Below are 19,375 nucleotides of genomic sequence, written 5' to 3'. Positions count from 1 at the left end.
ACCGTCGGCGAACGCCGGCCCTTGTGGGAGCGAGCTCCCACAAGGGTTTTGGTGTTTATGCGGTCACGGTCTGGTCCACCAGATGCCCATTCTCGATACGAACATGCCGTGGATGGAAGCGCTTCAGGCTGCTGCGATGCCCGACGCTGACAATGCTCAAGCCCGGAATCTCATCGATCAAGGCCTGATACAGCGACGCTTCATCCTCCTCATCCATCGCCGAGGTCGCTTCGTCCATGTACAGCCATTGCGGTGCGTAAAGCAGCGCACGGGCAAAAGCCAGACGCTGTTGCTCACCCGGCGACAGGATGCGCTGCCAGTGATTCGCTTCATCAAGACGCGACACCAGATGCGGTAAACGACAGGCTTCCAGCACATGAACGTAGCGTTCGTGCGGATAGGTATCGCCAGACTGTGGATAACTCAGCGCCTCACACAACGTGCCAATCGGCAGATAAGGTTTTTGCGGCAGGAACAAATAACGCGCCGCCGGCAGACGTATGCTGCCATGGCCAGCCGGCCACAGATGCCCCATCGCCCGCAGCAAGGTCGACTTGCCGCTGCCGGATCGGCCGCTGAGCATGACGCGCTCGCCCTCTTCCACGGTCATGTCGGCGTTGGTCAGCAGATGACGACCGTCAGCGAGGTCGAGGCCAAGATTGTGCACTTTCAGCGCCGAACCGTGATTCTGCACATCGATCGCCGGCGCCCGCTCTTCGTTGTCGCTCATGGCCTGGCGGAAACTCAGCAGACGATCACAGGTGGCGCGCCACGCGGCAAGGTCCTGATACGCGCTGATGAACCAGCTGAAGTTCTCTTGGACATTGCCGAAGGCGGAGTTGATTTGCATCAGCTCACCGAGCTCGATCTTGCCGGCGAAGTAGCGTGGCGCGGCGACCATGAACGGGAAGATTATTGCGATCTGGCCATAACCGGAAGTGAAAAACGTCAAGCGCTTGGACACGCGCATGATGTCCCAGAAGTTGTGCCAGACCAGCCCGAAGCGGCTGCTCAGACGACGGTTCTCGTTGGGTTCGCCGTTGTACAGCGCGATGCTTTCGGCATTCTCACGAACCCGGACCATGGAAAAACGCAGGTCGGCTTCGAAGCGTTGTTGATTGTTGTTGAGACCGATCAAGCGACGACCGATTAAATGCGTCAGCCAGCTGCCGACCGCGGCGTAAACCAGCGCGCACCAGAACATGTAGCCGGGAATGGTGAAGCCGAACACTTCAATGCTGCCCGACACGCCCCACAAGATGATTGAAAACGACACCAGGCTGACCACGTTGCGGATCAGGCCCAAGCCCAGGCCCAGGGTATTGGACGTGAAGCTGTTAAGGTCTTCGGAAATCCGCTGGTCCGGGTTATCGGTGTAACCGCCCTGCTCCAGCTGATAGTAATTCTTGTTGCCCAGCCAGCGAGCGAAGTGCTTCTCGGTGAGCCAGGCCCGCCAGCGAATCGTCAGCATCTGCGTCAGGTAGAGCCGATACACCGCGCCAAGAATCGCCACCGCCGCGATGCCACAGAAATACAGGATCAACTGCCAGAAGGCCGCTTCGTCCTTTTTCTGCAGGGCGTTGTAGAAGTCCTTGTACCAACTGTTGATCCACACCGAAATCGCCACGCTGAACAGCGACAGCGCGATCACGGCGATCAGCAACGTCCAGGCCTTGCCCTTCTCTTCGCTGCGCCAGTAAGGCGTGGTCATCGCCCAGACTTTGCGAAAAAACTGCCCGCGCACAGCATCGTTGACCGCGGAATATTCAGCGTTCTGATTCATTGTTCAGGCTCTATAGGGAAAAGAACACACGTCGAACCGATCATAGATGATCGGCCGGGGTTATCGCGAGTCTGGGGATATTCGTTCAGCGCCGGTTCGGCGGTGAAAGCCTGCGTGGTGGCGCTTGCAGAGTGTGCCGACCGTCGGTCGGCACTGTCATATTTGACAGTAGGAATCAAAACTCTAACCGCGCTTACTGAGCTCGCACTCTATCGCTTCCCCGCACACAAAGGAGCTTCTCAATGAGCATTCATAACAAAGGCAAAGAAAGCGACATCGTCCGTCCCACACAGGCATTTTTCCAAGAAGCCAGAGGTGAAGCGATTCCCCTCTCCAAGTTAGGTGAATTCACAGAAGTATCGGCCAAAGCCGTAATCACACCCCAGGATCACCTATACAGGTTCAGTGCAAAAATTCATTTAGGCACTGATGAATGGACTTCCGAATTTAGCGAAACTCCCTCGGCGCTGATTCCGGTGCGCTTCCTACGCCCTCACATTGGCAACAGAGTCGAACTAAGGCTTCATATAAAAGAGGGGGATGTAGAATCGGCCTCGAAAGAAAATTTTTATCGCATTGAAAATCTTTAACCATCCGACCAATGCCTACTTTGATTTCGACGACCAGACCAGCTTGAATCCAGCTAAAGCTATCGCAAAGGGCGCATTAATCATGTTGCGACACTCCATCGAGTGTCGCTTTTTGCCCCCTCCAACAACATCCGTTCAACGCCGAACCGGACGCTTCTGCAATTTGCGCTGCAACGTACGACGGTGCATGCCCAAGGCGCGAGCAGTGGCGGAGATGTTGCCTTCGTGCTCGGTCAGCACGCGCTGGATATGTTCCCACTGCAGGCGATCCACCGACATCGGGTTTTCCGGCACCAGCGTGTCGAGGTCCGCATGCTCGGAGAGCAACGCGGCCAGCACGTCATCGGCGTCCGCCGGTTTGCACAGGTAGTTGCAGGCGCCGCGCTTGATCGCCTCGACGGCGGTGGCAATGCTCGAGTAACCGGTCAGGATCACCACGCGCATTTCCGGGTCCAGCTCAAGCAGCTTGGGCAACAGCACCAGGCCGGAATCGCCGTCCATTTTCAGGTCCAGCGCGGCGTAGTCCGGCAGGTCGGCCTGAGCGATGGTCAGGCCTTCTTCGGCGGAACCGGCGGTGCTGACGCGAAAGCCGCGGCGGGCCATGGCACGGGCCATCACCCGGGTAAACGTTGCGTCGTCGTCGACCAGCAGCAAATGCGGCAGTTCTTCGCCTTCGCCTTCGACTTGGATCTCGTCACTCATGTTCGTCTCCTCGGGCAACACGGGGCAGGCGCAGCTCGGTGAGCGTGCCGCCTTCCTCATGACTGTAGAGTTTCACTGAGCCGCCGGCGCGTGTCACGCTGGCCTTGCTCAAAAACAGGCCCAGGCCGAAACCTTTGCCCTTGGTGGTAAAAAACGGTTTGCCGATCTGCTCGGCGATGGCCAGCGGCACACCGGCGCCGTGGTCGCGGATGCTGATGGTCAAGTCCTCGGCATTCCAGTCCAGCGTCACTTGCAGCCCTTCGGGGCAAGCGTCGGCGGCGTTGTTGAGCAAATTCAGCAACGCCTGGGTCAGGTCCGGTGGCGGCGCCATGCGCGGCACGGTGCCTTGGCCCAAGCGCTGGAAGCGGTAACTGGCTTCCGGGCGCATCAAGTGCCAGCGATTCAGGGCTTCGTCGAGCCAATCGGTGACGTCCTGCATCTCCACCGCCAATCGACGATTGGCCTCGGCGGCGCGCACCAGTTGCTGCAAGGTTTCTTTGCAGAGTTTGACCTGATCCTGCAGCACGCTCAGGTCGTCCTGCAACATCGGGTCGTGATGGTCCTGACGCATTTCCTTGAGCAACACGCTCATGGTCGCCAGCGGCGTGCCCAGTTCATGGGCAGCGCCGGCGGCCTGGGTGGCGACGGCCAGCAGTTGCTGATCGCGCAAGCCCTCTTCGCGACGGATGGCACGCAGTTCTTCCTGACGACGCAGCTCTTCGGCCATGCGTGCGGCGAAGAAGGTGATGACCGCCGCGGCCAGGGCGAAACTCAGCCACATCCCGTAAACCTGCAGGTTTTCCCGAGCGATCGGGAAGGTTTGCAGCGGATAGAAGCGCGCCAACAGCAAGGTGTACATCGTCAACGCGATACCGGACAGAATCACCGAATAACGCCACGGCAACGTCACGGCCGCGATGGTCAGCGGCACCAGGTAATAAGAGACGAAAGGGTTGGTCGAGCCGCCGGAGAAATACAGCAAGGCACTGTGGATAAACAGGTCGCAGGCCAGTTGCACGGCGTATTCGAGTTCGGTCACCGGCCATGTGGTGCGCAGGCGAATCGCCGTGAACGCGCACAGCAACATCGAGCAACCAAGGGTCGCGGCCAGTTGGAACCAGGGCAGCGGCAGTAAGTCGAGCCAGTAGGCCAGGCCCACGGAACCGGCCTGAGCGGCCAACACCAATGTGCGGATGAACGTCAGCCGCCAGAGATTCTGGCGAGTAGCGGAAGTGATTTGAACGGGGGCGAGCATGAGCTCTCCTGATGAGCGCTCCAGGCGGATCGCACGGAGTATAACCAAGCCACGCCGTCAGAGGCGCAAGTGCGGCAAACGACCACATGGCAAAATAACCGGCTGCGACTATAAGGCCGCCTTCGCGAGCAGGCTCGCTCCCACAGGTGAACGCGTTCCAATGTGGGAGCGAGCCTGCTCGCGATTGGCCGCGCAGCGGCCACCGTCAATCCATCTGTATAGAAGTTGTAACTGTGCGAACCGGATCATAAAAGCTAGAGTCTGATGGTTTCACGCAGGCTCGGACCTTAACCCCTGCGCACCGTCCAAGGAGTTTTCATGCACAGTTTCAGCCGCAGCGCCGCCCTTCTTGCCCTTAGCGTTGGCACCGTCGCCAGCCTCCCGGCCCTGGCCGCCGACGAACTTCATTACAACCAGATCGCCCTGCGCGCCGAAGTCAGTCAGGAAGTGGCCCGCGACCTGATGATCGTGACCTTCTACACCGAAGAACAAAACACCGACCCGGCCAAACTCGCCGCCGACGTCAGCACCACCATGAACAAAGCGCTGGCCCAGGCCAAACAGGTCAAGGAAGTCACCCTGCGACAGGGCAGCCGCAACAGCTACCCGATCTACGACACCAAGGGCCAAAAAATCACCGGCTGGCGCGAACGCGCCGAACTGCGCCTGGAAAGCTCCGACTTCGCCGCACTGTCGAAACTGACCGGTGAACTGCTCACCGACCTGAAAATGGGCGGCATGGACTTCGCCATCGCCACACCAACCCGCAAGGCCAGCGAAGATGCGCTGCTTAAAGAAGCCGTGACAGCCTTCAAGGCCCGCGCTCAATTGGCGACCGATGCATTGGGTGGCAAGGGTTACAAAATCGTTAACCTGAACTTGAACAGCAACGGTTATCCACAACCGTACATGCGCGCGCCGATGATGATGAAAGCGGCGAGCATGGACTCGGCACCGGTGACGCCTGAGGTTGAGGCGGGTACCAGCCAGGTCAGCATGACGGCGGATGGTTCGATTGAAGTGTTGATGCCTTGATTCGATAACCCGTACACAAAAACGGCGATCACCGAAGTGATCGCCGTTTTTTTATTGCCTGCGCAAAGACAAGTCGGACCAGCAAGCAGCAAAGGTTGCACCTCCGGCACTACCAACACGCCCACGCAGCCCCCACAAAATCCCAAAGCCCGCATCACCCACAGATGTCCACTGACAAACAGTAACGGAACAATCTGCCCCCACAGACACAACAACCCTTTAAACAACAAACACCTAGCCACCAAACCAGAACTCAATCTCATTCACGCCCGCACTCCCCGTTCACACCCCTCAATGATGGGTATAAATAAGTAACACCGCGCTCCAATCGGGTGCGCAAAACGTCCAGATCGCCCCGTACAGGTGCGCCATATGCACTGAAAAAAACCTGCGCAAACGGTCAAATGTGCGTGAATTTATACAAATGCGACATTAAGGTACGTTCGTGCCACTGTTTAACGCCTGTGGTCGCTCAGGATCTTGCATTGGGTATGGCCCCTGCATAAGTATCCGCAGGCACGACTCACGAGGTCGTCCTCTAATTCCAAAAATGACAACAAATCATGAGGCCACCATGCTTAAACACGCGGTCATTCCGTTTTTAGTCGGCGCAGGCTTGTTAGCTAGCGCACCTTTCGCCCAAGCGGCGACTAACCTGGTGTTTTGCTCCGAAGGGAGCCCGGCCGGTTTTGATCCTGGTCAGTACACCACCGGAACCGACTTCGACGCCTCTGCAGAAACCATGTTCAACCGTCTGACTCAGTTCGAGCGCGGCGGCACCGCCGTTATTCCTGGTTTGGCGACCAAATGGGACATCTCCGATGATGGCCTGACTTACACCTTCCACCTGCGTGAAGGCGTCAAGTTCCACACCACCCCGTACTTCAAGCCAACTCGTGAGTTCAACGCCGACGACGTGCTGTTCACCTTTAATCGCATGATTAACAAGGATGATCCGTTCCGTAAGGCGTACCCGACCGAATTCCCGTACTTCACAGACATGGGGATGGACACCAACATCACCAAGATCGATAAAGTCGACGACAAAACTGTCAAGTTCACCCTGAAAGAAGTCGACGCCGCGTTCATCCAGAACATGGCCATGAGCTTCGCTTCCGTCCAGTCCGCCGAGTACGCCGCCCAGCTGCTGAAAGAAGGCAAAGCCGCCGACATCAACCAGAAGCCGGTCGGCACTGGTCCGTTCGTGTTCAAGAGCTACCAGAAAGACTCCAACATCCGCTACACCGGGAACAAGGACTACTGGAAGCCTGACGACGTCAAGATCGACAACCTGATCTTCGCTATCACCACCGACCCGTCGGTACGTATCCAGAAGCTGAAGAAGAACGAGTGCCAGATCACTCTGTTCCCACGTCCAGCCGACCTGAAGGCTCTTCAGGAAGACAAGACTCTGAAAGTGCCTAACCAGGCTGGTTTCAACCTGGGTTACATCGCCTACAACGTGATGGACAAGATCAAGGGCAGCGATCAGCCGAACCCGATGGCCCAACTGAAAGTGCGTCAAGCGCTGGACATGGCTGTCAACAAGCAGCAGATCATCGATTCCGTTTACCAGGGTGCTGGTCAGCTGGCCGTCAACGCCATGCCGCCAACCCAGTGGTCTTACGACACCACCATCAAGGATGCGCCGTACAACCCTGAGAAAGCCAAAGAGCTGCTCAAGGAAGCCGGCGTCAAGGAAGGCACCGAGATCAACCTGTGGGCGATGCCGGTGCAGCGTCCTTACAACCCGAACGCCAAGCTGATGGCTGAAATGCTGCAGTCCGACTGGGCCAAGATCGGTATCAAGGCCAAGATCGTGACCTACGAGTGGGGCGAGTACATCAAGCGCTCCAAAGGCGGCGAAAACGGCGCGATGCTGATTGGCTGGAGCGGCGACAACGGTGACCCGGACAACTGGCTGAACGTGCTGTTCGGCTGCGACTCTCTGCAAGGCAACAACTTCTCCAAGTGGTGCGACAAGAAGTTCGACGGCATCGTAAAAGAAGCCAAGCGCACGACCGATCAGTCCAAGCGCACCGAACTGTACAAACAGGCGCAACACGTCCTCAAAGATGCCGTTCCAATGACACCTATCGCTCACTCGACGGTGTTCCAACCCATGCGCGACAACGTGCAGGACTTCAAGATCAGCCCGTTTGGCTTGAACTCCTTCTACGGCGTCAGCGTCAGCAAATAAGGTTTTGCAGCGGCGACGTTTTTAACGTCGCCGTTGTTTTATCTGCCGAGAAAGTAGGAATCCGCTGACATCCAATTCCACTGCGTACTACAGCAGTGGTTTCGGACGCGTTGCCTTTTCCTACGAGTCTTTCGGAATCTGCGCATTTACTGCCAGACCCACGGCTCCTACCGTCGGGATCTGACCAGTTCGTGCGTGGGCTCTCGGTTATTGCTGCCTGTCATGGCTTGAGATCAATGATGCCTCCACGTCCCCGGACGGGACGGCGATTCATTGAAAACACTTAGAGAAAGAGAAAAGGGAGCGTCATGCGCCATACCTTGGTTTTATCCGCATTGCTGGGCACCGGTCTGCTGGCCGCCACGTCCATCAGCCAGGCCGCCAATAACAGCCTGGTGTTCTGCTCCGAAGGCAGCCCGGCTGGCTTCGACACCGCGCAGTACACCACTGCGACCGACAATGACGCCGCCGAGCCGTTGTACAACCGACTGGCAGAGTTCGAAAAAGGCGCCACCAACGTCGTACCAGGCCTGGCGACGAGCTGGGATATTTCCGAGGACGGCCTCAAGTACACTTTTCACCTGCGCGAAGGGGTGAAATTTCACACAACCAAATACTTCACGCCGACCCGTGATTTCAACGCCGATGACGTGCTGTTCACGTTCAATCGCATGCTCGATCCACAGCAACCTTTCCGTAAGGCTTATCCGACCGAGTTCCCGTATTTCAACGGGATGAGCCTGAACAAGAACATCGCCAAGGTCGAGAAGACCGGGCCGCTGACCGTGGTCATGACGCTCAACAGCGTGGACGCCGCGTTCATCCAGAACATCGCCATGAGCTTCGCCGCCATCCTGTCCGCCGAATACGCCGACAAACTGCTGGCCGAAGGCAAGCCGAGCGACATCAACCAGAAGCCGATCGGCACCGGGCCGTTCGTGTTCAAGAGCTACCAGAAAGATTCCAACATCCGTTACACCGGCAACAAGCAGTACTGGGACCCGAGCCGGGTCAAGCTTGAGAACCTGATTTTCGCCATCAACACCGATGCCTCGGTGCGCGTGCAGAAGCTCAAGGCCAACGAGTGCCAGATCACCCTGCACCCGCGCCCTGCCGACGTGACCGCGCTGAAGAACGACCCGACACTCAAGCTCATCGAGAAGCCCGGTTTCAACCTCGGTTACATCGCCTACAACGTGCGCCACAAACCTTTCGACCAGCTCGAAGTGCGCCAGGCGCTGGACATGGCGGTGAACAAGCAAGGCATTCTCAACGCTGTCTATCAAGGCGCTGGTCAACTGGCCGTCAACGCCATGCCGCCGACCCAATGGTCCTACGACGAGACCATTAAAGACGCCGCCTACAACCCGGAAAAAGCCAAGGAATTGCTCAAGGCTGCCGGCGTGAAGGAAGGCACCGAAATTACTTTGTGGGCGATGCCCGTTCAGCGCCCTTACAACCCGAACGCCAAATTGATGGCCGAAATGCTCCAGGCGGACTGGGCAAAAATCGGCCTCAAAGTGAAGATCGTCAGCTACGAATGGGGCGAGTACATCAAGCGCACCAAGAATGGCGAACACGACGTCAGCCTGATTGGCTGGACCGGTGACAACGGGGACCCGGACAACTGGCTCGGCACGCTTTACAGCTGCGACGCCATTGGCGGCAACAACTACTCCATGTGGTGTGACCCGGCTTACGACAAGCTGATCAAGCAGGCCAAGGTCGTCACCGACCGCGACCAGCGCACCGTGCTTTACAAACAGGCGCAACAGTACCTCAAGCAGCAGGTGCCGATTACGCCAGTCGCCCATTCGACGGTTAACCAGCCGTTGAGCGCCAAAATCGAAGGATTCAAGGTGAGCCCTTTCGGTCGTAACGTGTTCTCGGGCGTCAGCATAGAAAAATAACCGATTAGCCAGAACCGCTGGGGGCGCATTGCGCCCTCACGCAAGCGTATTGCCGTAATTCGTCAATCAGGCCTACAGCAAACGTTTGCGATGCCTTGAATGAGTTCTAAACCAAATAGCCGGATCACCAAAAAAGACCGGCATTAAAAAAAGAAAGAAAGGAGCTTCACCCCATGAAACTGAGTAGCACCGCGTTATTGGCCCTGGCCATCAGCAGCGTAACCGCCTCGGCGTACGCAGAAACCCAAAGCCAGGCGTACACCCCGGTTACCGTGAAAGAGAAAAGCGCTCAGAGTGAAGCCACTGGCTTTGTCGAAGGCCAGTCGATCACCGGGAGCACGCGTAACTGGTATGCCAACGAGCAACTGAAACGTGGCGCCCATTTCAAGTACAACAAAAACGGTGTATCGACCGAAACGGATCGTCGTATCAACTGGGTCCAGGGCACCATCATCAAGTACAACTCGGGCTTCACCGAGGGTACTGTCGGCTTCAGCACTGAAGTCGCGGCTTACAACGCCATCGCCCTGGACCGTGACCGCAAAGACCTTGCGTCTGCTAACGGTGGCGCACCACTGAATGGTGTTGGCGGCCTTGGCAACAACCGTACCCTGACCAAAGACGGCGGCGACGCCCAGGGTCAGTGGAGCAAACTGGGCCTGGCCAACGTCAAGGCGCGTGTCTCCAACACCACTCTGACCGCCGGTCGTCAAAACTTCAGCAGCCCGCAGGTCGATGTAATCGGCAACCGTGCACTGCCTTCGAGCTTCCAGGGTGTCAGCCTGCACAGTGAAGAATTGGAGAACCTGTCGTTCGACCTCGGCACCTTCGATCGCAACTCACCGCGTACCGAAGAGAGCCAGCGTAAGTTCCGCTCCGAATACGCCGACACTGTCATTGAAGCCGATCACGTGAACACCGCTGGTATCACTTATCAGCCGTTCGCGAGCCTGACCACCAGCCTGTGGGGCACCCAGGCCGAAGACCTGTGGAACCAGTACTATTTCGGCGCCAGCCATGTATTGGGTGACAGCTCGGTACTGAGCCTGACCACCGGCCTGAACTACTACAAAACCGTCGACGAAGGCAAAAAGCTGCTGGGCGAAATCGACAACGACACCTACTCCCTGTCGCTCGGCCTGACCCACCAGGCCCACAGCCTGACCTTCTCCTACCAGGAAGTGAACGGTAACGAGTACTTCGACTACCTGCACGAAACCAACGGCATCTACCTGGCCAACTCCCTGCTGTCGGACTTCAACGGCCCGAACGAGAAATCCTTCCAGATCGCCTACGGCTTGAACATGGCCGAATACGGCGTGCCAGGCCTGAAGTTCAACATCTATCAGGCTCGCGGCTGGGGCATCGATGGTACTCACTACAAAGGTGGCGCCTACGACAGCGTGACCACGATGGACGGTGAACACCACTATGAATACGGCATCGGTACTTCGTACGCCGTGCAGAGCGGCCCACTCAAGGCCACCACTGTGCGCGCGACCTACACCGCTCACCGCGCCAGCGAGAACCAGTCTGATGGCAGCATCAACGAGTTCCGTCTCGTGACCACCATCCCGTTCAACATTCTGTAATGAACCTGCCAAACGGCTGATTCAGTGACGAATCGGCCGTTCGGCTTTTGTCCTTTTAACCGATTGCAGAGGGTTCTTTGATGAAAATGCTTCCCCTACGTGCGGCCATCGCGGCCGCGTTGCTGAGTGTCGCTGTTGGCGTCTCGGCCAAACCCCTGGTGGTCTGCACCGAAGCCAGTCCGGAAGGCTTCGACATGGTCCAGTACACGACTGCAGTCACCGCCGATGCGGTGGCCGAAACCATCTTCAATCGTCTGGCGGACTTCAAGCCCGGCACCACTGAAGTGATTCCGGCACTGGCCGACTCCTGGGACATCAGCGAAGACGGTCTGACCTACACGTTCCACCTGCGCAAAGGCGTCAAGTTCCACACCACCGAATACTTCAAGCCGACCCGCGACATGAACGCCGACGACGTGGTCTGGAGCTTCCAGCGTCAGCTGGACCCGAATCACCCGTGGCACAAACTGTCGAGCGTGGGCTTCCCGTACTTTGAAAGCATGGGCTTCAAGGAACTGCTCAAAAGTGTCGAGAAGATCGACGACAACACGGTCACCTTCACCCTGACCCGCCGCGAAGCGCCGTTCCTGGCCGACATCGCCATGGCCTTCTCCTCGATCTACTCCGCCGAGTATGCCGACCAGCTGCTCAAGGCCAACAAGACCGGCGACCTGAACAACAAGCCTGTCGGCACCGGCCCGTTCGTTTTCCAGCGTTACAACAAGGACGCTCAAGTCCGCTTCAAGGCCAACCCGGATTACTTCCGTGGCAAGCCACCGGCTGATTCGCTGATCCTGGCCATCGCCACCGATAACAACGTGCGCCTGCAAAAACTCAAAGCCAACGAATGCCAGATTGCGCTGTATCCGAAACCGGATGACATTCCGAGCATCAAGAAAGACGCCAAACTGAGTGTCGATGAACTGAACGCGATGACGGTCTCGTACATCGCCATGAACACCTCGCACAAGTACATGAGCGATGTGCGCGTACGTAAAGCCATCGATATCGCCTTCGACAAGGCCGCATATGTCAATGCGCTGTTCGGCAAAGGCAATGCGACCGTGGCGGTCAATCCGTACCCGGACACCCTGCTGGGCTACAACCACGACCTGAAGAATCCGCCGCGTGATCTGGACAAGGCTCGTGCCCTGCTCAAGGAAGCCGGCGTACCGGAAGGCACCACGTTCACCCTGTTCACCCGTAACGGTGGCGGTCCAACCAACCCGAACCCGATGCTCGGCGCGCAGATGATGCAGGCCGACCTGGCCCAGGTCGGGATCAAGGTCGATATTCGCGTCATGGAGTGGGGCGAAATGCTCAAGCGCGCGAAAAACGGCGAGCACGACATGGTGTCTGCCGGATGGGCGGGCGATAACGGCGACCCGGATAACTTCCTGACGCCTATGCTCAGTTGCGAGGCCGCCAAAAACGGCGAAAACTATGCACGTTGGTGCAATGAGAAGTTCCAGACGCTGATCGATGAAGCCAGGGCTAAAGTTAACCCGGCGGAACGTGCAGCGCTCTATGAGCAAGCCCAAGAAGTCTTTAACCAGGACCAACCTTGGATCAGTATGGCGCACACCCGTATGTTCACCGCAATGCGCAACAACGTAGAGGGCTATCACATTAGCCCGCTCACCACTAATAACTTCGCCACCACCCAGGTGAAGTAGATAAGAAAACTCCCGGCGTCCCTGACCCCAGGGACGCCAGGCACGCCTAACCGGCTGATGAGGTACACCACAAGATGTTTAGTTTTATTGCCCGCCGATTGGGGTTATTGATCCCCACGTTCTTCGGCATCACCTTGCTGACTTTCGCGTTGATTCGCATGATTCCAGGCGACCCCGTGGAAGTAATGATGGGCGAACGTCGAGTCGACCCCGAAATGCACGCTCAGGCAATGGAACGCCTAGGTCTGAACAAACCCCTGTATGCCCAATACCTGGATTACGTTGGCAAACTGGCCCACGGCGATCTCGGCGAATCCCTGCGTACCCGTGAAAGTGTCTGGAGCGAATTCACTTCTCTATTCCCCGCGACCCTGGAACTGTCCATGGCCGCCCTGCTGTTCGCCGGCATCCTGGGCCTTCTGGCCGGGGTGATCGCGGCACTCAAGCGAGGATCCCTGTTCGACCACGGGGTGATGGGCGTCTCCCTGGCGGGATACTCGATGCCGATCTTCTGGTGGGGCCTGATCCTGATCATGTTCTTCTCGGTGTCACTGGGCTGGACCCCAGTGTCCGGGCGGATCGACCTGCTCTATGACATCGAGCCGAGGACCGGCTTCATGCTCATCGACACGCTGCTGGCCGATGACGTCGGTGCGTTCTTCGATGCCCTGCATCACCTGATCCTGCCGGCCATTGTGCTCGGCACCATTCCGCTGGCGGTGATCGCGCGGATGACCCGCTCTTCGATGCTTGAAGTGCTGCGTGAAGACTACATCCGTACCGCCCGCGCCAAAGGCCTGTCGCCATCGCGCGTGGTATTCGTTCACGGCCTGCGTAACGCGCTGATTCCGGTACTGACCGTGGTCGGCCTGCAAGTCGGCACATTGCTGGCCGGTGCGGTCCTGACCGAAACCATCTTCTCCTGGCCCGGCATCGGCAAATGGCTGATCGAAGCCATTGGCGCACGGGATTATCCCGTGGTGCAAAACGGCATCCTGTTAATCGCCTGCCTGGTGATTCTGGTCAACTTCGTAGTGGACATCCTCTACGGCTTTGCCAACCCACGCATTCGTCACCAGCGTTGAGATCATTATGACCATGACCACTTCAATTCCAGCGGTAGCAGTCGATCAAAGTCTGCTGTATCCGTCTCCATACAAAGAATTCTGGCAAGCGTTCTCCAAGAACAAAGGCGCCGTCGCCGGCCTGCTGTTCATGCTGCTGGTGATTTTCTGCGCCCTGTTCGCCCCTTGGGTCGCGCCGCATAACCCGAGCGAGCAGTACCGCGACTTCCTGCTGACCCCGCCGTCCTGGCTGGAAGGTGGGCAAATCCAGTTCCTGCTCGGCACCGATGAACTGGGTCGCGACCTGCTGTCGCGGCTGATCCACGGTTCGCGCCTGTCCCTGCTGATCGGTTTGTCGTCGGTGGTGATGTCGCTGATTCCGGGCATCCTTTTGGGTCTGTTCGCCGGGTTCTTCCCGCGCTTGCTCGGCCCGACCATCATGCGTCTGATGGACATCATGCTGGCCCTGCCGTCCCTGCTGCTGGCTGTGGCGATTGTCGCCATCCTCGGCCCTGGCCTGATCAACACCATTATTGCCATCGCCGTGGTTTCGTTGCCGTCCTATGTTCGCCTGACCCGCGCCGCGGTGATGGGCGAACTGAACCGCGACTACGTGACCGCCGCGCGCCTGGCCGGTGCCAATCTGCCACGCCTGATGTTCGTCACCGTGCTGCCTAACTGCATGGCGCCGCTGATCGTTCAGGCGACCTTGAGTTTCTCCTCGGCGATCCTCGATGCCGCGGCACTGGGCTTCCTCGGCCTTGGCGTTCAACCGCCAACCCCTGAGTGGGGCACCATGCTGGCTTCGGCTCGCGACTACATCGAACGCGCCTGGTGGGTCGTCAGTCTGCCTGGTTTGACCATTTTGCTCAGCGTGCTGGCAATCAACTTGATGGGCGACGGCCTGCGCGATGCGCTGGACCCGAAACTCAAGAACGCCGCCTGAGGAGATTCAAATGTCACTGTTAGAAATCAAGAATCTCAACGTTCGCTTCGGCGACAAGAACGCCGTTCCGGTGGTCGACGGTCTCGACATTACCGTGGACAAGGGCGAAGTGCTGGCCATCGTTGGCGAATCGGGTTCCGGCAAGTCCGTGACCATGATGGCGCTGATGGGCCTGATCGAGCATCCGGGGATCGTCACTGCCGACGCCCTGATGTTCGACGGCAAAGACATGCTCAAGCTCAGCAACCGTCAGCGTCGAAAAATCGTCGGCAAAGACCTGGCCATGGTCTTCCAGGACCCGATGACCGCGCTGAACCCGAGCTACACCGTCGGTTTCCAGATTGAAGAAGTGCTGCGCCTGCACCTGAAAATGTCCGGCAAGCAAGCCCGCAAGCGCGCCATCGAACTGCTGGAAAAAGTTGAAATCCCGGGCGCCGCCAGCCGTATGGATGCTTATCCGCATCAACTGTCCGGCGGCATGAGCCAGCGTGTTGCGATCGCCATGGCGATTGCCGGCGAACCGAAACTGCTGATCGCCGACGAACCGACCACTGCACTGGACGTAACGATTCAGGCGCAGATCATGGACCTGCTGTTGGCCCTGCAGAAAGAGCAGAACATGGGCCTGGTGCTGATCACTCATGACCTCGCGGTCGTGGCCGAAACCGCTCAGCGCGTGTGCGTGATGTACGCCGGCCAGGCGGTCGAAGTGGGTCAGGTGCCTCAGCTGTTCGACATTCCGGCGCACCCGTACAGCGAAGCGCTGCTCAAGGCGATTCCGGAACACAGCCTGGGCGCCACGCGCCTGGCGACGCTGCCGGGCATCGTTCCCGGTCGTTATGACCGCCCGCAGGGTTGCCTGCTGTCGCCGCGTTGCCCGTACGTGCAGGACACCTGCCGTCAGCAACGTCCAACCCTCGACCCGAAAAGCAACAGCCTCGCCCGCTGCTTCTACCCGCTGAATCAGGAGGTGGCGTAATGGCCGTCGTACTTACCGCCCGCGACCTGACCCGTCACTACGAAGTGTCCCGTGGCCTGTTCAAGGGCCATGCGACCGTTCGCGCCCTGAACGGCGTGTCGTTCGAACTGGAAGCTGGCAAGACCCTCGCTGTCGTCGGCGAATCGGGCTGCGGCAAATCCACCCTGGCCCGTGCCCTGACGCTGATCGAAGAGCCATCCTCCGGCTCCTTGAAAATCGCCGGGCAGGAAGTCACCGGTGCGAACAAGGCTGAACGCAAGCAACTGCGCAAAGACGTGCAGATGGTGTTCCAGAGCCCTTACGCGTCGTTGAACCCACGGCAAAAAGTCGGTGACCAGCTCGGCGAGCCGCTGCTGATCAACACCAACCTGAGCGCAGCCGAACGTCGCGAGAAAGTCCAGGCGATGATGAAGCAGGTGGGCTTGCGTCCCGAGCACTACCAGCGTTATCCGCACATGTTCTCCGGCGGTCAGCGCCAGCGGATCGCCCTGGCCCGCGCGATGATGTTGCAGCCTAAAGTGCTGGTCGCGGATGAACCGACCTCGGCGCTGGACGTGTCGATTCAGGCGCAGGTGCTGAACCTGTTCATGGACTTGCAGCAAGAGTTCAACACCGCTTACGTGTTCATCTCCCACAACCTGGCGGTGGTGCAACACGTCGCCGATGACGTGATGGTGATGTACCTCGGTCGCCCGGTGGAAATGGGCCCGAAAAACGACATCTACGAGCGCCCTCTGCACCCGTACACCCAGGCGCTGCTGTCGGCCACCCCGACCATTCACCCGGACCCGAACAAGCCGAAAATCAAGATCGTCGGCGAATTGCCCAACCCGCTGAACCCGCCGTCGGGTTGCGCTTTCCACAAGCGCTGCCCGTACGCGACCGAGCGCTGCAGCACCGAAGAGCCGGCCCTGCGCCTGCTCGACAGCCGCCAAGTGGCTTGCCACTACGCCGAGCAATTCCTCGACGGCGCGGCATAAAAAAACGCGCCTCAGTCACTGAGGCGCGCTTTTTCAGGGTTAACCAAACCCCTTCTTGCCTGGGCTGCGCATCAGTCCGGCAGGAGGGGTTTTCTTTTGTCCGTCATCTACGTCTGGCTGTCGCCTTCATCATCGTCGCTGTCGGGCTCTTCGGTGGTCGAATCGTCATCGCCCTCGCTACCACCCTGCCCTTTGTCTCCAGGCTCGGATTCCGATTTGGCGATCATCATGCCACTGTGCGCCACCGGCCCACTCGAAGCCTGCTCTCCGTGATCCTCGCACTCGGCCCACGCCGCCGACATACCAACGGACAGCATCACCAAAACCTTAAGCAACAGCACAATGCGTTGAAAAATGCTCATAGCCGATTCCATCCTTTCTTGAGTGGTGCATGGGGTGCTTGTCTGGCGCTGTGTGAAATCTAGTTCCGATTCACCCGATTCTCCAGATAGGACGCTAACGAATGGACAGAATGCCGCCGAGAGGGAGATTGGTTTTGCATAATGTCTATAACCAGATCAGCTAAGTTAAGCAGGCTCGCCGTGCGCCGAGGAGAGAACCCGTTGCCGCTCCGACAAACGCGTTGCTTGATAAAACAGCGGTATGGACAACACCGCCAGCGCCGCGCTTGCGAGCCAGACACTGTGGCCACCGAAATGACCGTAAAGCTGCCCGCCAAGCACAGGCGAAAGCAGCGCGCTCGCACTCCAGCACATGAAGAACAGGCCGAAGTACTGGCCGCTTTTTCCGGCCTGCGCGTGCTGCATGACGAGTACATTCAGCGGCGGCATGAACAAGGCTTCCCCCAGGGTCCAGACCACAGTCGAAAGGCAGGCGTAAAACACCCCGGAACCGAGCGGCAACATGCCGAGTCCGACCGCCAGCAACACACATCCCGCCGCCAGTTGCCGGCGCACGCCCCAGCGTTCACCCCAGTGCGAAAGCGGTATTTGCAATACCACAATCAGCATCGCATTGAGCCCGAACTGCCAACCGATGGCTTCAGTGCTCAACCGGTAGTAATCCCGCAGGTAATTGCCGAGCATGCTGTAGATCGAGTCGAACGCCATGCCGAGCAGGATCACTGCTGCCAGCAACCAGAGGAACAGTCGATCTCGATAGGGGACGCCTGTGCCTGTGCCGACATCGGGCGTTTCGTCAGGAATCAGCACTGGTCGATGCCATGTCGTGCGGACAAACCAAAGCAATGCCAGCAGGGTCATGGCCGCGCTGACAAAAAACACCCAGCGAAAATCGGTCTGCGCCAGCACCCCGCCCGCCAAGCCAGCGGCAGCCATTCCGAGGTTTCTGGCGACACGGCTCAAGGTCTGCGCGCGAGGACGCTGCGCCACCTCGCAGTACTCCATGATCAGCCGCTGATGCAGCGTACGAATCGCCCCGTCGAGTGTCCCGCTGAGCAAAAGCAAACCTGCCAGCAGCGGCACCTGCGTGGTCAGCCCGAGCAAGACCAGCGTCCACACCGAGGCAAAAAACAGCGCAGCCGTCAGCCGCGCCGTGGGCACATGATCGCTCAGCCATCCACCCAGCATCGAGCCGATCAACAGTCCGGCGCCATAAGCGGACAGCAGCCAGCCGACTGTTTCAATGGCCAGCCCCAGTTCCTGACGCAGGTACAGCGCCATGAACAGCTTGACCATGCTGCTCAAGCGATTGATGAAAAGCAGCGCCGCCAGTACCCAGGCCATGGTGCAGAAATAGCCGTCCAGCCGCAGCAGGTGAGTCAACCGAATTGTCATTCCATTGATCCCTTGTGCTCCTGCTCGTGGAAAGTCGCTGCTTGCGAAATGTCCTCTGAACACTAGACGTCGACGAGTTCATTGTCGCGAGGAAAAGCCCCGATAATGGAAAACCAGAGTCAAGCTACGAAATCACGGGAAAATACCTACAGAAAAACCTCACACGCAGATCGCTTGGTACTGATCAAAGATCAGGGGCACCACACAACCCGTAGGAGCAAAGCTTGCTCGCGATGACAATTTCGAAACCGCCATCGCCGGCAAGCCGTGCTCCTACATACTCAAGATCAATGCACGCAGCCTGTCAGAAATCTGGGTCGTTGCGAACCATGATAATTCCTTGCAGGATTGAAGCCTCGCGCGAGGCAACGTCTGGCACAGATTCGCCATGAACGCTTGAAAGGATTTAGAGAACAGTTCAAGGAAGACATCCGGCTGATCCACAGCCGTGGAGTAAAGCACAAGCCCTAACTACGCAAGCTGAGAGTGAGCACTCAGACAAAGGCTACCGCCATGGATCTATCGCAGACACTGCTGCAACTCGAACAACGCCTCCAGTCGCAAGATGTTCGGTGCGATGCCGAAGAAATCGCCCTTCTGATCGCCGACGACTTCATCGAGTTTGGCGCCAGCGGCAGCACTTGGACCAAAGCCGACCTAGTCGAGCATTTGCCCGATCAGCCCTTTACCAAACGCACGATCAGCGAATTCGCAGTCAAACAGCTGTCAGAACACACCGTGCTTGTGACCTACCACTGTCACACCGCCACCAGCAGCCAGCGCGCCCCTGCCAACAGCTTGCGTTGTTCGATTTGGCGTAAGCAAGATGAGCAATGGCAGATGGTTTTCCATCAAGGGACATTTATCCTGCAGCAGTGAGCACAAAACCTGTGGGAGCGGGCTTGC

At 58.3% G+C, this 19,375-nt stretch carries 16 protein-coding genes; 11 read left to right on the top strand and 5 right to left on the bottom strand.

Annotated elements, in window-relative coordinates; translation table 11 throughout:
• Positions 1 to 55 precede the first annotated feature (55 nt).
• Positions 56 to 1,783 (bottom strand): ABC transporter ATP-binding protein/permease, encoded by a 1,728-nt coding sequence (locus tag ACYZTZ_RS01160; protein WP_461996963.1) that lies wholly within the window; start codon positions 1,781 to 1,783, stop codon positions 56 to 58.
• A gap of 242 nt (positions 1,784 to 2,025) precedes the next feature.
• Here ACYZTZ_RS01160 and ACYZTZ_RS01155 point away from each other — a divergent pair, with 242 nt between their 5' ends.
• A complete protein-coding gene (locus ACYZTZ_RS01155; RefSeq protein ID WP_461996962.1) occupies positions 2,026 to 2,373 on the top strand; it encodes a hypothetical protein in 348 nt (115 codons plus the stop codon).
• Between the two features lie 135 nt (positions 2,374 to 2,508).
• Here ACYZTZ_RS01155 and ACYZTZ_RS01150 read toward each other — a convergent pair whose 3' ends face one another.
• Positions 2,509 to 3,075, bottom strand: a complete 567-nt coding sequence (locus tag ACYZTZ_RS01150) for a response regulator transcription factor (protein WP_008148925.1) — start codon at positions 3,073 to 3,075, stop codon at positions 2,509 to 2,511.
• Positions 3,068 to 4,330: an ATP-binding protein gene (locus tag ACYZTZ_RS01145; RefSeq protein ID WP_056742908.1), complete on the bottom strand. Its 1,263-nt coding sequence runs from the start codon at positions 4,328 to 4,330 to the stop codon at positions 3,068 to 3,070. The genes ACYZTZ_RS01150 and ACYZTZ_RS01145 overlap by 8 nt, the downstream gene beginning before the upstream one ends.
• 318 nt (positions 4,331 to 4,648) lie before the next feature.
• Here ACYZTZ_RS01145 and ACYZTZ_RS01140 point away from each other — a divergent pair, with 318 nt between their 5' ends.
• The 9 genes from ACYZTZ_RS01140 to ACYZTZ_RS01100 all read left to right on the top strand — a co-directional run bounded on the left by ACYZTZ_RS01140 (position 4,649) and on the right by ACYZTZ_RS01100 (position 16,712).
• The gene (locus ACYZTZ_RS01140) at positions 4,649 to 5,365 is read left to right on the top strand and encodes an SIMPL domain-containing protein (RefSeq protein ID WP_461996961.1); all 717 of its coding nucleotides are present in this window, start codon (positions 4,649 to 4,651) and stop codon (positions 5,363 to 5,365) included.
• Between the two features lie 574 nt (positions 5,366 to 5,939).
• Positions 5,940 to 7,565: an ABC transporter substrate-binding protein gene (locus ACYZTZ_RS01135; RefSeq protein ID WP_056742905.1), complete on the top strand. Its 1,626-nt coding sequence runs from the start codon at positions 5,940 to 5,942 to the stop codon at positions 7,563 to 7,565.
• 308 nt (positions 7,566 to 7,873) lie between these two features.
• Complete coding sequence (locus ACYZTZ_RS01130) at positions 7,874 to 9,475, top strand: ABC transporter substrate-binding protein (protein WP_461996960.1); 1,602 nt, start codon at positions 7,874 to 7,876, stop codon at positions 9,473 to 9,475.
• A gap of 173 nt (positions 9,476 to 9,648) precedes the next feature.
• The gene (locus tag ACYZTZ_RS01125) at positions 9,649 to 11,067 is read left to right on the top strand and encodes an OprD family porin (RefSeq protein ID WP_461996959.1); all 1,419 of its coding nucleotides are present in this window, start codon (positions 9,649 to 9,651) and stop codon (positions 11,065 to 11,067) included.
• A gap of 80 nt (positions 11,068 to 11,147) precedes the next feature.
• Entirely contained in the window at positions 11,148 to 12,743 is a 1,596-nt protein-coding gene (locus tag ACYZTZ_RS01120) for an ABC transporter substrate-binding protein (protein WP_461996958.1), read from the top strand.
• Positions 12,744 to 12,817: 74 nt separating this feature from the next.
• Positions 12,818 to 13,828, top strand: a complete 1,011-nt coding sequence (locus ACYZTZ_RS01115) for an ABC transporter permease subunit (RefSeq protein ID WP_008148942.1) — start codon at positions 12,818 to 12,820, stop codon at positions 13,826 to 13,828.
• Between the two features lie 13 nt (positions 13,829 to 13,841).
• Positions 13,842 to 14,753, top strand: coding sequence for an ABC transporter permease subunit (locus tag ACYZTZ_RS01110; RefSeq protein ID WP_046046053.1), 912 nt, complete (start codon positions 13,842 to 13,844; stop codon positions 14,751 to 14,753).
• A 10-nt stretch (positions 14,754 to 14,763) separates the two neighbouring features.
• Positions 14,764 to 15,732 (top strand): ABC transporter ATP-binding protein, encoded by a 969-nt coding sequence (locus ACYZTZ_RS01105; protein ID WP_461996957.1) that lies wholly within the window; start codon positions 14,764 to 14,766, stop codon positions 15,730 to 15,732.
• Positions 15,732 to 16,712, top strand: a complete 981-nt coding sequence (locus ACYZTZ_RS01100; protein ID WP_111450436.1) for a peptide ABC transporter ATP-binding protein — start codon at positions 15,732 to 15,734, stop codon at positions 16,710 to 16,712. Before ACYZTZ_RS01105 ends, ACYZTZ_RS01100 begins: the two co-directional genes overlap by 1 nt.
• Before the next feature lie 107 nt (positions 16,713 to 16,819).
• Here the strand turns inward: ACYZTZ_RS01100 and ACYZTZ_RS01095 are convergent, their stop codons facing one another.
• Positions 16,820 to 17,074, bottom strand: coding sequence for a hypothetical protein (locus tag ACYZTZ_RS01095; RefSeq protein ID WP_461996956.1), 255 nt, complete (start codon positions 17,072 to 17,074; stop codon positions 16,820 to 16,822).
• 165 nt (positions 17,075 to 17,239) lie between these two features.
• On the bottom strand, positions 17,240 to 18,469 hold the full coding sequence (locus ACYZTZ_RS01090; protein WP_461996955.1) for an MFS transporter: 1,230 nt from the start codon (positions 18,467 to 18,469) through the stop codon (positions 17,240 to 17,242).
• 513 nt (positions 18,470 to 18,982) lie between these two features.
• Here ACYZTZ_RS01090 and ACYZTZ_RS01085 point away from each other — a divergent pair.
• Positions 18,983 to 19,348: a nuclear transport factor 2 family protein gene (locus ACYZTZ_RS01085; protein WP_056742892.1), complete on the top strand. Its 366-nt coding sequence runs from the start codon at positions 18,983 to 18,985 to the stop codon at positions 19,346 to 19,348.
• Positions 19,349 to 19,375 lie beyond the last annotated feature (27 nt).

The sequence above is a fragment of the Pseudomonas sp. LB3P58 genome, from assembly GCF_054897895.1.
This window is presented reverse-complemented; position numbering and strand designations above follow the sequence as displayed.

What these genes read in the sequence shown, in the direction of transcription:
- ACYZTZ_RS01090 (WP_461996955.1), bottom strand. Translation starts at nt 18,469, where the DNA reads ATGACAATTCGGTTGACTCACCTGCTGCGGCTGGACGGCTATTTCTGC.
- ACYZTZ_RS01140 (WP_461996961.1), top strand. Translation starts at nt 4,649, where the DNA reads ATGCACAGTTTCAGCCGCAGCGCCGCCCTTCTTGCCCTTAGCGTTGGC.
- ACYZTZ_RS01085 (WP_056742892.1), top strand. Translation starts at nt 18,983, where the DNA reads ATGGATCTATCGCAGACACTGCTGCAACTCGAACAACGCCTCCAGTCG.
- ACYZTZ_RS01105 (WP_461996957.1), top strand. Translation starts at nt 14,764, where the DNA reads ATGTCACTGTTAGAAATCAAGAATCTCAACGTTCGCTTCGGCGACAAG.
- ACYZTZ_RS01120 (WP_461996958.1), top strand. Translation starts at nt 11,148, where the DNA reads ATGAAAATGCTTCCCCTACGTGCGGCCATCGCGGCCGCGTTGCTGAGT.
- ACYZTZ_RS01100 (WP_111450436.1), top strand. Translation starts at nt 15,732, where the DNA reads ATGGCCGTCGTACTTACCGCCCGCGACCTGACCCGTCACTACGAAGTG.
- ACYZTZ_RS01095 (WP_461996956.1), bottom strand. Translation starts at nt 17,074, where the DNA reads ATGAGCATTTTTCAACGCATTGTGCTGTTGCTTAAGGTTTTGGTGATG.
- ACYZTZ_RS01160 (WP_461996963.1), bottom strand. Translation starts at nt 1,783, where the DNA reads ATGAATCAGAACGCTGAATATTCCGCGGTCAACGATGCTGTGCGCGGG.
- ACYZTZ_RS01110 (WP_046046053.1), top strand. Translation starts at nt 13,842, where the DNA reads ATGACCACTTCAATTCCAGCGGTAGCAGTCGATCAAAGTCTGCTGTAT.
- ACYZTZ_RS01125 (WP_461996959.1), top strand. Translation starts at nt 9,649, where the DNA reads ATGAAACTGAGTAGCACCGCGTTATTGGCCCTGGCCATCAGCAGCGTA.
- ACYZTZ_RS01145 (WP_056742908.1), bottom strand. Translation starts at nt 4,330, where the DNA reads ATGCTCGCCCCCGTTCAAATCACTTCCGCTACTCGCCAGAATCTCTGG.
- ACYZTZ_RS01135 (WP_056742905.1), top strand. Translation starts at nt 5,940, where the DNA reads ATGCTTAAACACGCGGTCATTCCGTTTTTAGTCGGCGCAGGCTTGTTA.
- ACYZTZ_RS01115 (WP_008148942.1), top strand. Translation starts at nt 12,818, where the DNA reads ATGTTTAGTTTTATTGCCCGCCGATTGGGGTTATTGATCCCCACGTTC.
- ACYZTZ_RS01130 (WP_461996960.1), top strand. Translation starts at nt 7,874, where the DNA reads ATGCGCCATACCTTGGTTTTATCCGCATTGCTGGGCACCGGTCTGCTG.
- ACYZTZ_RS01155 (WP_461996962.1), top strand. Translation starts at nt 2,026, where the DNA reads ATGAGCATTCATAACAAAGGCAAAGAAAGCGACATCGTCCGTCCCACA.
- ACYZTZ_RS01150 (WP_008148925.1), bottom strand. Translation starts at nt 3,075, where the DNA reads ATGAGTGACGAGATCCAAGTCGAAGGCGAAGGCGAAGAACTGCCGCAT.